Origin of the sequence: Dethiosulfovibrio peptidovorans DSM 11002, assembly GCF_000172975.1 — a bacterium.
Taxonomy (GTDB): domain Bacteria; phylum Synergistota; class Synergistia; order Synergistales; family Dethiosulfovibrionaceae; genus Dethiosulfovibrio; species Dethiosulfovibrio peptidovorans.
Genome location: NZ_ABTR02000001.1, coordinates 597176 through 609851 on the forward strand (window position 1 = coordinate 597176; position 12676 = coordinate 609851).

At 56.7% G+C, this 12676-nt stretch carries 14 protein-coding genes; 4 read left to right on the plus strand and 10 right to left on the minus strand.

The window, feature by feature from the left end:
• Positions 1-32: 32 nt before the first annotated feature.
• From DPEP_RS03015 to DPEP_RS03025, 3 genes are all read left to right on the plus strand, one after another.
• Entirely contained in the window at positions 33-1250 is a 1218-nt protein-coding gene (locus DPEP_RS03015) for an aminotransferase-like domain-containing protein (RefSeq protein WP_005659453.1), read from the plus strand.
• Positions 1251-1265: 15 nt separating this feature from the next.
• Positions 1266-2636, plus strand: coding sequence for a tRNA uridine-5-carboxymethylaminomethyl(34) synthesis GTPase MnmE (gene mnmE / locus DPEP_RS03020; protein ID WP_005659454.1), 1371 nt, complete (start codon positions 1266-1268; stop codon positions 2634-2636).
• A 67-nt stretch (positions 2637-2703) separates the two neighbouring features.
• Positions 2704-3297, plus strand: a complete 594-nt coding sequence (locus DPEP_RS03025; RefSeq protein WP_005659455.1) for a nitroreductase family protein — start codon at positions 2704-2706, stop codon at positions 3295-3297.
• A 77-nt stretch (positions 3298-3374) separates the two neighbouring features.
• Here the strand turns inward: DPEP_RS03025 and mce are convergent, their stop codons facing one another.
• Positions 3375-3779: a methylmalonyl-CoA epimerase gene (mce, locus tag DPEP_RS03030; RefSeq protein ID WP_005659456.1), complete on the minus strand. Its 405-nt coding sequence runs from the start codon at positions 3777-3779 to the stop codon at positions 3375-3377.
• A gap of 110 nt (positions 3780-3889) precedes the next feature.
• Positions 3890-4378 (minus strand): universal stress protein, encoded by a 489-nt coding sequence (locus DPEP_RS03035; protein ID WP_005659458.1) that lies wholly within the window; start codon positions 4376-4378, stop codon positions 3890-3892.
• Positions 4379-4509: 131 nt separating this feature from the next.
• Here DPEP_RS03035 and DPEP_RS03040 point away from each other — a divergent pair, with 131 nt between their 5' ends.
• On the plus strand, positions 4510-5289 hold the full coding sequence (locus DPEP_RS03040; RefSeq protein WP_005659461.1) for a prepilin peptidase: 780 nt from the start codon (positions 4510-4512) through the stop codon (positions 5287-5289).
• Here DPEP_RS03040 and DPEP_RS03045 read toward each other — a convergent pair.
• The 8 genes from DPEP_RS03045 to DPEP_RS03080 form a co-directional block, all read right to left on the minus strand.
• Positions 5253-6077 carry an alpha/beta hydrolase gene (locus DPEP_RS03045; protein ID WP_005659463.1) on the minus strand — a complete coding sequence of 275 codons (825 nt, stop codon included), beginning with the start codon at positions 6075-6077 and terminating at the stop codon, positions 5253-5255. The two genes, DPEP_RS03040 and DPEP_RS03045, sit on opposite strands and share 37 nt — an antisense overlap.
• Positions 6078-6157: 80 nt before the next feature.
• Positions 6158-6898: a CDP-diacylglycerol--serine O-phosphatidyltransferase gene (gene pssA / locus DPEP_RS03050; RefSeq protein ID WP_005659465.1), complete on the minus strand. Its 741-nt coding sequence runs from the start codon at positions 6896-6898 to the stop codon at positions 6158-6160.
• Positions 6882-7514 carry a phosphatidylserine decarboxylase gene (locus DPEP_RS03055; RefSeq protein ID WP_005659467.1) on the minus strand — a complete coding sequence of 211 codons (633 nt, stop codon included), beginning with the start codon at positions 7512-7514 and terminating at the stop codon, positions 6882-6884. The genes pssA and DPEP_RS03055 overlap by 17 nt, the downstream gene beginning before the upstream one ends.
• Positions 7511-9955: a DNA gyrase subunit A gene (gene gyrA / locus DPEP_RS03060; RefSeq protein ID WP_005659469.1), complete on the minus strand. Its 2445-nt coding sequence runs from the start codon at positions 9953-9955 to the stop codon at positions 7511-7513. Before gyrA ends, DPEP_RS03055 begins: the two co-directional genes overlap by 4 nt.
• A gap of 188 nt (positions 9956-10143) precedes the next feature.
• The gene (locus tag DPEP_RS03065; RefSeq protein ID WP_005659471.1) at positions 10144-10953 is read right to left on the minus strand and encodes a formate/nitrite transporter family protein; all 810 of its coding nucleotides are present in this window, start codon (positions 10951-10953) and stop codon (positions 10144-10146) included.
• 59 nt (positions 10954-11012) lie between these two features.
• Positions 11013-11573: an ATP-binding protein gene (locus tag DPEP_RS03070; protein ID WP_005659472.1), complete on the minus strand. Its 561-nt coding sequence runs from the start codon at positions 11571-11573 to the stop codon at positions 11013-11015.
• 17 nt (positions 11574-11590) lie between these two features.
• Positions 11591-12331: a PHP domain-containing protein gene (locus tag DPEP_RS03075; protein WP_005659474.1), complete on the minus strand. Its 741-nt coding sequence runs from the start codon at positions 12329-12331 to the stop codon at positions 11591-11593.
• 2 nt (positions 12332-12333) lie between these two features.
• Positions 12334-12675, minus strand: a complete 342-nt coding sequence (locus tag DPEP_RS03080) for a hypothetical protein (protein ID WP_005659476.1) — start codon at positions 12673-12675, stop codon at positions 12334-12336.
• Between the last annotated feature and the right edge of the window lies 1 nt (position 12676).

Genomic DNA, 12676 nt, shown 5'->3' on the forward strand with positions numbered 1-12676 from the left:
CTTCGTCAAAGATACAATAAGGAGGAATAGAGATGTCCGATACGATCCAAGGCCTGTTGAGTCAGTCCGCCAAAGGAATAAAGCCATCGCCCATAAGGGAAATGTTCCATCTGATAAGGAAACCGGGAATGATCTCCTTCGCCGGAGGCATGCCCGACCCCGACATCTTCCCGGTGGAACAGTTCCACCAGGGAGCGGATATTCTACTGGAGGAAGGCCGGGACATCCTCCAGTACGGGGTCACGGAGGGTTACACCCCTCTCAAGGAATTCCTGTCCCGTTGGACCGCTCCAAAGATGGGCAGAGAACCTTCGATGGACGAAATACTCATAACGTCGGGCTCCAGCCAGGTAGCCGACCTCCTCACCAGGGCCACGGTGGACAGAGGAGACTACGTCGTCTGCGAGGAGACCTCGTTCCTGGGCAACACTATAAACATGTACAACCAAGGGGCGAACTTCCTTACCATACCCTGCGACGAGAACGGAATGCTGGTAGAAAAAATCTCCAACGCAGTGGACCAGGCCAGGGCGGAGGGCAAGAAGGTCAAGTTCATCTACACCATACCTAATTTTCACAACCCCCTGGGCTGTACCCTGTCGCTGGAGAGGAGGAAAGAGCTGGTAGCCGTCGCCAAGGACAAGGAACTCTTAATCCTTGAGGACGATCCCTACGGCTGCGTCAGGTTCGAGGGAGACGAACTGCCCACCCTCTACTCCCTCGACGACGCCGGGCTGGTCCTCTACGCCGGGTCGTTCTCCAAGATACTGGCCCCGGGAACCAGGGTAGCCTGGGCGATAGGCCCCAAGGATCTCATAAGGACTATGACCATATTCAAACAGGGCGTGGACACCTGCACCAGCGTGGTAGCTCAAGCGCTGGTCTACAAGTACTGCCAGTCGGGCAACCTCGACGCCTTTTTGCCTAAGATAGTGTCCCACTACAGGGCGAAAAGAGACGCCATGGAGGCGGCTTTTTCAAAGTATCTTCCCAAAGGTGAGGTCCAGTACGTCACCCCCAAGGGAGGCTTCTTCTACTGGCTCACGACCCCCAACATAAGGGCGGAAGACCTATTCCAGAGATGTCTGGAGAAAAAGGTCGCCTTCGTATGCGGCGCTCCGTTTTTCCCCAACGGAGGAGGCGAACACAGCTTCAGGATGTGCTTCACCTTCGCCTCGCCGGAGGAGACCGACCGGGGAATCAAGGCCATGGGAGAGGCCATGAAGGAGCTATTGGCCGAGAAAGGGTAACACGAGGAGGTCGCCATGTTCGGAGACACCATAGCAGCAATCTCCACGGCATGGGGTGACGCGGGCATCTCGATAATTCGGATGTCCGGCCCCGATGCCTTCGATTTCGCCAAGTCCCTCGTAAGGACCTTCACCCCGCCGGAGAAGATGAAATACAGGATCATGTACAACGGATCGCTCCTGGACGAGAGCGGAGGTCCCATAGATCAGGTGTTGCTCGTCCTCTTTCAGGCCCCTAAGAGCTACACCGGCGAGGACCTGGCGGAGATACACTGCCATGGAGGAAGCCTGGTGGCACAGAGATGTCTCGAGAGGTGCCTCCAGAAAGGCTGCCGTCACGCCGACCCCGGAGAATTTACCAGAAGAGCCTACGAAAACGGCCGACTGGACCTATCCCAGGCGGAAGCGGTGAACGGAATAATCCACGCCCGCAGCAACGAGGCGTTGAGGGCGGCAAATAGGACGCTCCAGGGAGAGCTATCCCGGTTCGTCCGAGAGATATACGATGAGTTGCTGGGGTTGTCCGCCGAACTGGAGGTAGGCATAGACTTTCCCGAGGAGGACGTTCCCTACATCGAGGATCAGGACGTCTCCGACAGGATGGAGACCCTCATTCAGGACCTGGGAGACCTGCTGGATCGCTGCACCACCGGATACCTCCTGAGAGAGGGGATAAGGGTAGCCCTGGTCGGAAGGCCTAACGTCGGAAAATCCTCCCTTCTCAACGCCCTGCTCAGGGAAAGCAGGGCCATAGTGACCTCCATACCTGGAACGACCAGAGACGTTATAGAGGAGGTATTCACCCATAAAGGCATACCTCTTAGATTGATGGACACGGCAGGGCTCAGGGAAACCCCGTCCGACGAGGTCGAGGCCATGGGCATAGAGAGAACGGCCAAGGCGATAGACGAGTCGGACGTCGTCCTCTGGATACTGGACGGCAGCGAGCCCCTGGAGATACCGGACAGGCCTCTGACAGAAAAGCTGTCGGGGAAACCTCACATAGTAGCCCTGAACAAATCCGATCTACCCAAGGCCTTCGACGAGACGGATATAGCGAAACTCCTTCCTGAATCCTGGGTAATAAGGATATCGGCACAGGAAAAACGGGGGCTCGACGAGCTGAAGGAGGCCATAGTAGACCTGGTATCGGGAACGGGGACCCTAGACGCGGGGCTCAACGCGACTGCCAGACAGGTGGAGGAGATAAGGGAGGCTATCGAATCCCTTACGGACGGGAAGGGAGCCCTGGACTCCTACTCCGATCAGACCCTGGCCGCCTCGAGCATCAGGGAGGCCCGGTCGGCCCTGGAGAGGCTTTTAGGACTCCAGGACGACGAGGCATTGCTTGATCTTGTCTTCTCTCGATTCTGTGTCGGAAAATGATGACTAATATGCAATTTGTAAAACCGGTTGTTTGAGTATATTATATAGTGGCGGAGGAGGGTGAGCCATGGAAAAAAAAGCGAGAACAAACTACCCTATAAACGACCTTTTGGTTAGACGATGGAGCCCCAGGGCCTTTTCTTCCAGGATTCCTGGGAAGGAGATAGTCCTATCCTTTTTCGAGGCCGCCCGATGGGCGCCGTCTTGTTTCAACGAACAGCCCTGGACTTTTATCTACGCCACTAAAGAGGACCCCGAGGAGTTTCAGACCATGCTGGACTGTCTGGTACCGGGCAACGTCAGATGGGCCTCGGAGGCGCCGGTGCTGGTTATAGCCGTGGCGGCGGAAAAATTCGCCAGCGGCAGGGACAACCTGTGGGCCTGGCACGACGTCGGGATGGCGGTTGAAAACCTCATACTCGAGGCCACGTCCAAGGGTCTGTTCGCCCATCCTATGGCCGGTTTCGACGGAGACAAAATCAAGGAAACCTACGATATACCTGAGGGCTACACCCCGGTCACTGCTATAGCCATCGGTTACCCCGGAGAGGCGTCTTCGCTTCCGGAGGATCTACAGGAGGCCGAGGTGGCACAGAGGGAGAGGAAAGCGGTTTACGAGTTCACCTTCCGCAGAACCTGGGGCGACAACAGAGGGGTTTAAAAAGCATAAAAGAGCCGATCCGTCTAGACGGATCGGCTCTTTTGTCGTCTCCATAGTGCCTATTATAAGCAGTCGGGTCAGCTTCTCTCGCAGAGCTCCAGCAAGACGCCGCCGCTGGCCTTGGGATGCACGAAAGCTATCTTTGCGCCGCCAGCTCCGATTCTGGGGGTCTCGTCTATCAGGCGAACGCCCTTTGCCTTCAGCTCGGCCAAGGCCTTCTCGAGATCATCAACCCTGATAGCCATGTGGTGGAGCCCCTCGCCCTTCTTCTCGATGAACTTGGAGACCGGGCTATCCTCCGAGGTCCCTTCCAGAAGCTCTATCTCCGTATCCTCGATGGGAAGGAAGGCGGTCTTCACCTTTTGATCTGCGACTTCCTCCACTCCATGACAGTGGATCCCGAGACTATCCTCCCAGAACTTGAGGGATTCCTCTATGCTCTTAACCGCTATTCCGATGTGGTCCACGACCTTTACGTTCACCACGAATCTCCCCTTTCAAGAACATGGATCAATTGTATCAGGTTTTTACCGTCCCGACACGGGGCAAAAGAAAGGACATTCGACCTGTTTGAATATCGTCGGAACTCGTCTCAGTTCTCTTCCGATAGCCCCTCCTCGTTCTCCATAGGAGGACGGTATATCAAAACGGAGCAGTGAGCATATCTGGCCACCGAGGTAGCGGTGCTGCCGACCAGGAACCACTCAAGGGCCGACTGCCCTCTGTGTCCCATTATTATCAGATCTATATCCTTGTCCTTGGCCAGGTCTATTATGGAGGTGGCGGGATTGCCCTCTTTTACTATAACGTGTATTCTGGCCGGGTCGTAGCCTATACAAGCGTTACAGTCACCGCTACAGGCGGATTTTATATACCGTCTCAGCTTTTTCTCCGCTATCTCCAGTACCTCCTGGCCGAACTGAGGCGGGAGCCAGGGCTCGTAGCCCTTCCATAGCGTTGGGTGGGGAACTATGTGGATGAAGCCTATGTCGGCATCCATCATAGCAGCCATCTCGTAACCATAACGGACCAACCCCTCAGAGAGATCGCTGAGGTCCACTGCTACCAGTATCTTCTTCATATGGATCTCCTCCTTCCTGCCGCCGACGGATCGACGCTTTCCAAGCTCGGTCTCTAAGGTTATTATGGCAATATAAAGGAGCAAACACAAGAACGAAAGTTTAGAAATAGACCGGAAAGGATGAACCGTATATGTCGCTTCCCAATCATATCCTGGCGGCCATAGGAGCGGTGATAGGTGCGGTGGCGGGATCTTTTTTCAACGTCGTCGCAGAGAGAACCGTCTCGGGAAGACCCTGGTGGGGCTCGGAGAGGTCCAGCTGTCCCAGCTGTGGTCGAACCTTGCAGACTCTGGACCTGATCCCTCTGATCTCCTGGGTCGCCTCCGGAGGAAAGTGCAGATACTGTAAAAACGCCATATCCGTGAGATATCCCATCGTGGAGCTGCTCTATTCCCTGTGGGGGGCGGTAGCCCTCTATATCTGGGGACCGTCTCCGGCAGGAGTCGGTGCTATGACGGGAGGATGGCTGATGATGCTCAACGCCCTGACGGACCTCCAGTCGGGCTACATCTACGACCACCTGGCAGGGGCTATAGCTGTGGCGGGAGCGCTCCTTCGGATCTTCGGAGGAACGGAAGCCCTGCTGGACGGGGTCATCGGCGCCGCCACAGCCGCAGGGATCATAGCGATCATAGTGATATTGAGCAGAGGCGGGATGGGCTGGGGAGATGCCACTCTGATGGGGGGAGCGGGAGCCATTCTCGGATGGAAGATGGCCTTGATAGCCACCTATCTGGGTTTCATGATAGGGGGGCTCTTCGCCGTGCTTCTGGTGCTATTGAAAAAGGCGGCAAGAAAGGACTCGGTTCCCCTCGCTCCTTTCCTGACCGCCGGTTTCATGGCAGCTCTCGTATGGGGGCCCGACATACTGGGCTATCTGGGCCAGTCGGCCGGATGGCCCTGGAGATGAGCCGACACGGTCGCCACCATAAGATCCAGAGGTTGTGTAGAGGGAACTCCATCTATGCTCCTGAAAGGATGATCGGCCCCGTCGATAACGGTAAAGTACTTATTGGAGACCGGTATCAAATCGAAAAGCCTCCGGCAGGAGGGCTTGTCGAAGGTATCGTCCTCGCTTCCGTAAAAGAAATCCACAGAGGGGACCTCCACGTTTCGGCAGGCCTCCCGGAGAACCTCGGCCTCACAGATGGAACTCAGTACAGGCAAGGATGTCTTTATAGAACTGTCGGACTTCAGGGTGTCGCCGCTGCCGGAGATGACCAAGGCCCCTATCCGGTCCAAAGGCACGGAGGGGGCCTCCAGGCCGAGATCGGAAATCGGCACCACCACACCTCCTGCGATCATGAGAGAGTCTATTCCACCGAGAAAAAACCCCCAGAGGCAGATTCTTCCATCGGGAAACATCTCGGAAACCTTGCTTAGTCCCGACATATGGTCGAAAAGCTCCTGGCCGTATTTTTTTCCAGAAAAAGCGGCGTCGGCCCAATCGGACCGGTCGGGAAAATCTGCTCTGTTCCTCACATCCCTGCTGGTCTCGACCAGACAGGTCGTTATTCCCCGTTCCGACAGCCTCCTGGCAAGCTCTCCGTATTTATTGCCCTCCTCCAGAGAAGCCACGCCATAGACACCATGAAAGAGACAGACCACCCAAGGGCTCCCATCAGGGGACTCGAGAACCTCGATCCTGACGGCACGATCGCCGTAACTTCCAGACGCATCCACATGTAAACCGCTCATCGACTAGACACCTCCCTAGGACGAGAAAACGGGAGAGAAGGATGCCCTCCTCTCCCGGCTAAAGACGACAAACTCTACGCTTAATCTCCGTCGTATTCCACTGAGTCCTCTTCCGCTATGGACAGCCAGGCCTGCCAATCGAAGCGGATGAGACCGCTTACTATGTAGACCGATATCAGGGCCAAGAGTGCCTTTTCCTTGAGGAGGAACACCATCGTGGCCACCAGTACCTTCAGGAACAGCGTCCTTCTTCGATCCACCCCGCCCCTTTTAAGACCTTTCAGGTTGCTGTAGGAAACGGTGGAAATCATGAGGGCTCCGGCCAAAGCCACCATGGCGGCCATTATGGCCGGAGACAGAGAGATTCCAGCGATGGTCCAGGAAGCCAGGAAGAGACCTCCCGCCGGTATGGGAAGTCCCTGAAAGGGACCGGGAACGTGAACGACGTTGAACCGGGCGAGACGAAGCGCCCCGCAGAGGGTGAAGAAGACCGCCACCAAAGCGCCTCCGACGCCGGGGACGGAGGACAGGGTCGTCGAGTAGACCAGAATGGCCGGAGCCACGCCGAAACTCACGACGTCGCCGAGACTGTCGAACTCGACCCCGAATGCGCTGCTGACCCCCAACATCCTGGCGACCTTCCCGTCCATGAAGTCGAAGAAGACGGCAAAGGCTACCAGCCAGGCCGCGGGGAAATACTGTCCATTCATGGTCAATATCAAAGACAACATGCCGCAGAGCAGGTTCCCGCTGGTTATCATGTTGGGAATGTAGGCCCTCCAATGAATATCGTGGCCCTTCAGCTTAATCGGTCCTCTCATGGCGACACACTCCTATACAGGTCTTGCCGGCGAAAACCTTTTGTCCGACAGATGTCTTCAACTGTACACCTTCGGGAAGATAGACGTCAACTTTAGAGCCCAACTTAATCATACCGAAACGCTGACCTCTATCGTATCTACATCCTCTTCTGATCCTGGAGACGATCCGTCTCGCAAGAAAACCGGCTATCTGGACCACCATGGATGGGCCGCAATCGGTGTGGAACCCGAGGTAGAATCTCTCGTTGTCCTCCGAGGCCTTGTCGGCGAAAGCCATCCATTTTTTCCCCGGAACGTATTTCATGTACTCCACCGTACCGGCCCGTGGGATCCTGTTTACGTGAACGCTGAGAGGATTCATGAAGATGCCGACCTTGGTGGCGGGACCGGTATAGGGATGGTCCACAGGGACTATCTCCACGACCTCTCCGTCTGCAGGGGAGACCCATCCCTCCGGACCGCATTCGGGGACCCTCTCGGGATCCCTGAAAAACCACAACACCAGAGCGGCCACAGGCAACAACAGTATCAGAGACGGAACCCACAGAACCATACCTGCCACCACCGCCCCCCAGGCCAGAGCTATCGTGGCGTAGCCGTCCTTGGCGAACCTCATTTCAGGTCCTCTCCGTCCATATTAACCACGCTCAGATCCACCACCGAGTCTCCGCCGTCCAGACGGACAACTATAGACCCCGCTGCGGTACGACCGAGCACCCTTATCTCCTTAGCGGCCACTCGAATCATGCGGCCCTTGGCGGTCATTACTATGATCTCGTCGTCCTCGGAGACGGACGTAGCGGCTGCGAGCAGTCCGGTCCTGGAGTTGATCGACATGACCTTCATGCCTCCTCCACCCCTGTGGTGGACGGTGAAGTCCTCGAAGTTCGTCCTCTTTCCTATGCCGGTCTCGCTGACCAGGATGGGTCGACGGTCCTCCGTGACGACCTCGCCGCTTATTATCCTGTCTCCGTCCTTGAGCCTCATCGCCTTGACTCCTCTGGCGGATCTGCCCATGGGACGGAACTCGTCCTCCGAGACCCTCAGGGCCTGCCCCATGGCGGAGACCAGAAGGAGGTCGTCCATTCCGGAGGTGGGAAGGATCTGGGCTATCTCGTCTCCCTCGTCGAGGGTTACCACCCTGCGGCCCGCCCTGGTGAGGTTGTCCAGTTCGGAGGAGGGAAGCCTCTTGGCTATGCCCCTTCTCGTCAGAAAGAAGAGGAAACCGGATTCCTGACCCCTGCGGGTCTTCATGCTGACGACCCTCTCGTCGTTCTCCAGGGAGATATATTTGCCGATGAGCTTGCCCTTGCCGGTCCTGCTCTCCGATATGATGTATCCCTTTATGGCAAAAACCCTGCCCTTGGTGGTGAAGAGGAAGATATCGTCGTGAGTGGTGCTCACTCCCATGAGGGACACCTCGTCCTCCTCCCTGAGCCTCGCCCCTCTACGGCCCTTGCCCCCCTTAGCCTGAAGCGAGTAGTCTTCAAGGGGGACCCTGCGCAGATAGCCGTCTCTGGAGAGCATTACCACTATGTCCTCCCTGGGAATGAGATCCTCGTCGGAGCAGTCCTGCCCCACCCTGTCCACTATCTTGGTCCTGCGATCGTCGCCGTATTTGCCCTTCAAGGCGACCAGTTCTTCCACTATGACGCCGTCCAGGACCTTTTCGCTGTCCAGAATCGAACGATACCTCTGGATGTCGGCCAGAAGCCCGGCGAACTCGTCGTTGAGCTTATCCCTCTCGAGTCCGGTGAGCCTTTGAAGCTTCATGTCCAGGATGGCCTGAGCCTGGATCTCGGAGAAGTCCAGTTCCGCCACGAGTCGTTCCTTGGCCAGAGCGGCGTTGTCCGATCCTCTGATAAGGGCTATGACCCTGTCTATCACGTCCAGGGCCTTAACCAGTCCCTCCAGGATATGGGCTCTGGCCTCGGCTTTCTTTAGCCGGAACTCGGTTCTCCGTCTGACAACGGTCCTTCTGTGCCCCAGGAAGACGTTGAGCATATCGGTCAGTGAAAGCTCCACCGGCCGGCCATCCACCAGGGCGAGGTTTATCACCCCGAAGGTGTTCTGGAGCTGGCTCCTCCTGTAGAGCTGTCTTATTACGAGGTCGGGGTCAACGTCCCTAGATACCTCGAGCACGACTCTTAGTCCCTTTCGGTCCGACTCGTCTCTGATGTCGGTCACTCCGTCTATAGTCTTATTCTGAACACAGGACGCTATAGTCTCTATCATGGTGGTCTTGTTGACCATGTAGGGGATCTCGGTGATGACGACGTTGCTCTTGCCTCTCTTGCCTTCCTCCACGTGCACCAATCCCTGCACCACCAGGCGGCCTCGACCGGTGCGATAGGCGTCTATTATGCCGTCTTTTCCGAGGATGACCCCTCCGGTGGGGAAATCCGGACCGGGCATACGGGCCATCAGCTCGCCGAAGTCGGCCTGATCTCCCGCCTCTATGAGGTAGCATATGGCGTCGACGACCTCCCCCAGGTTGTGGGGAGGCATATTGGTGGCCATACCGACTGCGATACCGGTGCTGCCGTTAACCAGAAGGTTGGGGACCTGAGAGGGCAGCACCATGGGCTCCTTCAAGGACTCGTCGAAGTTAGGGCCCCACTCCACCGTGTCCTCGTCGATATCCTGAAGCATAAGCTCTCCCAGCTCCTGGAGCCTGGCCTCGGTGTATCTCATGGCGGCGGCACTGTCTCCGTCGATGGAGCCGAAGTTGCCCTGTCCGTCGACCAGGGTATAACGCATACTGAAATTCTGGGCCAGGCGAACCATGGTATCGTATATGGCCGAGTCGCCGTGAGGATGGTACTTACCCATGGTCTCTCCGACCACCCTGGCGGACTTCTTATAAGATTGATTGTGTCTGAGTCCCAGTTCCTGCATGGCGAAGAGGATACGCCTCTGCACCGGTTTCAACCCGTCCCTGGCGTCGGGAAGGGCCCTCCCGACTATGACGCTCATAGCGTAGTCCAGATAGCTCCTTTTGATCTCCTCCACCAGAGGATGACGGATTATCTTTCCGAAAAGAGTCTGTTCTTCCATTAAAAAACCTCCGTAGGGGTAAATTTGAGAACCCCGTCTTTATGCGACGAAAAATCTTTCGTCGCAGAACCGATCCATTTTATCACGAAGGACAACGGCGGTGACGGGAAAGTCCCGCCACCGCCGCCGCCCCGTGTCGCGAAGAGATTGGAGGTAAATGCCCCGAGATGAAGGTCCCCCTCGGACCCTCACCGCGAGACAAGATTGGATTTAAATACCGAGAAATAAAGGACCGCTACGAAGAGAACTCCTCCCACGATGTTTCCGGCAGTGACCGGAATCAGGTTGTTGACGTAACCCCAGAGGCTGACGGCTCCGAGGTCGCCGGCAGGAAGAGCCGCAGCAGCGACTACCGTGGGATCTCCCTTCAGAAGAAGGCCCATGGCCATGAAATACATGTTGGCGATCGAGTGCTCGAATCCGGAGGCAACGAAGACCATTATAGGGAAGTAGATAGCCCATATCTTTCCTATCACGGTCTCGGAGCTCATGGATAGCCACACGGCCAAGACCACTATCCAATTGCAAAGGATGCCCCGAAAGAAAGCCTCCCACCAGGAAAGGCCCATTTTCCCCGCAGCGATGGCCAGAGCCTTGGCTCCTATATCACCTCGCCACAGTCCAGTATTATACACGAGAACCGCCACCAAGACAGCCCCCAGTAAGTTGGCTAGGTACACCCAAAACCAGTTTTTCAACACATTCCTCATTGGAAGTCGACCGGCCATAACTGCCAAGGGCATGACACAGTTTCCGGTGAAGAGCTCAGCACCGGCCAACACCACCAGTATGAGACCTATGCTGAAGACCGATCCTCCGATCACCTTGGCGACCCCGACCGAGCCCACGTCGAAGGTGGTCGCGGTCATAGCCCAGCCCCCGAAGGCGACGTAGGCTCCGGCCAGGCCTCCCAGAACCATCATCTGAGGAACGGACCAGGCCGCCTTGGTCTTGGCTGAATCGCATACGGAACGGGCGATGTCCAGGGGATTTTTCATCGAGACACGTCCTTTCTATATCTTACGGTCATGTCAGCTAAGTATATCAAAAATAACGGCTATTCGGGGGAAAGATTCTCGATCGATCCGACGTTCTCAGTTATATAATCCTTCAGCCACAGGGCTATGTTAGGGTCCCTCAGAGCCTCTGGATCTCCCAGGATATCCAGGATTTCCACGCTGTCCAATACGAAGACCCTGCCATCTATCTCGTGACGGTATATCCAATGAACCGTCGGGGCCGACATCAACAAGGTCACGATCGAGGAGGGGACGTCTCCCATAGGGGGAAGATCTATGGAGTCCAGCCGAAAAGAGGCCTTCAAGGATGTGCCGATCCCTAGACTAGAGGATAGTTCCAGGGACCCGCCGCATAGCTCCGCCGACTGACGAAGGAAGGGGATCCCCAGTCCTACCTTTCTGGTGGTCCTGGTGGTGTAGAAAGGATCCACCACCTTGGCGCAGGTCTCCTCGTCCATCCCTCGGCCGTCGTCCTCCACCGAAAGGGTAAGCCAGCCGCCGGATCGATCCTCGACGAGGTTTAACGTGACGTTACGGGCTCCGGCTCCTACGCTGTTCTCCGCTATGTCCAATATGTGAAGGGACAGATCGTCTAGCATGGAGATTCCTCCTTCCGTCATATAAGGACAGACCGCCCGTCCTCTCCTTTGAGAGCCAGGGAGACCTCGTCGAAGGTTGGTTCCTCCAGAAACATCAGGGAACAGCGATCCTTCGATATTTCCTCCAGCCGATGGGAATCGGACGACCTGAGAAAGGTTCGACCGGGATAGCGCTCCCTCCAAAGGCCGACTTCCTCCGTCGTGACCCTGGGTGAAAGCTCCAGTCCGTCCACCGGGAGGCCATCCGGAACGAAACCGAGAACGGCGGGATAGGAAAAGGCCGGTCTGTCCACGTGAGCCAGTATGGCCAATCCCCTAAACTCATGGACCCGATCGACCACACGATCCACCGAACGATCCGTTCCCTGTATCAAGAGCCTGGAGACCATATCGACCACCCCGTTATCCCGGTCTATTACGACCTGATACCCGAAAACATCCTCTCTGTTAGGGACGTCGGGCAGGGTCTCCCAGACCCACCCCTGACAGAGCAGGGCCAATTCGTAATCGCCGAACAGGGCGACAACATGCACGTCCTCGGCCGACTGGATCTCCATCCCCGGGATTATCCTTATGGGCTGACCCTCCGCCGCCCCCGCCAGAGCCGGGTAGTTGAGACAACTGTTGTGGTCGGTCACCGCCAGTAAGTCTATGCCCTGTTCGACCGCTCTGCTCACTATCTCGGGAGCCCCCATCTCCAGCTCACCGCAGGGGGACAGGACGGTGTGGAGATGCAGATCGACGACGAAGGGCTTCAAGGTCAGTCCCCCTCGACGAGACCCATACCGTATATCCTGCCGCACAGGCCGTAGGCGGACATCTCCGTCTTAGCCAGGGTTATTCCCTCGGCATCGCACCGGGCCACCAGGTCTTCGTCGACGGGACGGCCCGCCGCCACTATCACCAGGGGTATATCCCTGAGCACCGCCACGGCCGCCACGTTCACGTGGGAATGTATGGTTATCCATCCCCAGCCGGGCTGTCCTTTCGCCATGACGAAACTCAAGAGATCGCCTACGATCATCCCGGACAGATCCGCCTGGAGATCTCCGGTGGCCAGCACGGTCAACCCTAACTTATCTACTAGTTCCTCTACCTTCAAA

What these genes read in the sequence shown, in the direction of transcription:
- DPEP_RS03045 (WP_005659463.1), bottom strand. Translation starts at nt 6,077, where the DNA reads ATGAGCGGTTTACATGTGGATGCGTCTGGAAGTTACGGCGATCGTGCC.
- DPEP_RS03055 (WP_005659467.1), bottom strand. Translation starts at nt 7,514, where the DNA reads ATGAGGTTCGCCAAGGACGGCTACGCCACGATAGCTCTGGCCTGGGGG.
- DPEP_RS03065 (WP_005659471.1), bottom strand. Translation starts at nt 10,953, where the DNA reads ATGAAAAATCCCCTGGACATCGCCCGTTCCGTATGCGATTCAGCCAAG.
- mnmE (WP_005659454.1), top strand. Translation starts at nt 1,266, where the DNA reads ATGTTCGGAGACACCATAGCAGCAATCTCCACGGCATGGGGTGACGCG.
- pssA (WP_005659465.1), bottom strand. Translation starts at nt 6,898, where the DNA reads ATGAGAGGACCGATTAAGCTGAAGGGCCACGATATTCATTGGAGGGCC.
- DPEP_RS03035 (WP_005659458.1), bottom strand. Translation starts at nt 4,378, where the DNA reads ATGAAGAAGATACTGGTAGCAGTGGACCTCAGCGATCTCTCTGAGGGG.
- DPEP_RS03070 (WP_005659472.1), bottom strand. Translation starts at nt 11,573, where the DNA reads ATGCTAGACGATCTGTCCCTTCACATATTGGACATAGCGGAGAACAGC.
- DPEP_RS03040 (WP_005659461.1), top strand. Translation starts at nt 4,510, where the DNA reads ATGTCGCTTCCCAATCATATCCTGGCGGCCATAGGAGCGGTGATAGGT.
- DPEP_RS03015 (WP_005659453.1), top strand. Translation starts at nt 33, where the DNA reads ATGTCCGATACGATCCAAGGCCTGTTGAGTCAGTCCGCCAAAGGAATA.
- DPEP_RS03025 (WP_005659455.1), top strand. Translation starts at nt 2,704, where the DNA reads ATGGAAAAAAAAGCGAGAACAAACTACCCTATAAACGACCTTTTGGTT.
- gyrA (WP_005659469.1), bottom strand. Translation starts at nt 9,955, where the DNA reads ATGGAAGAACAGACTCTTTTCGGAAAGATAATCCGTCATCCTCTGGTG.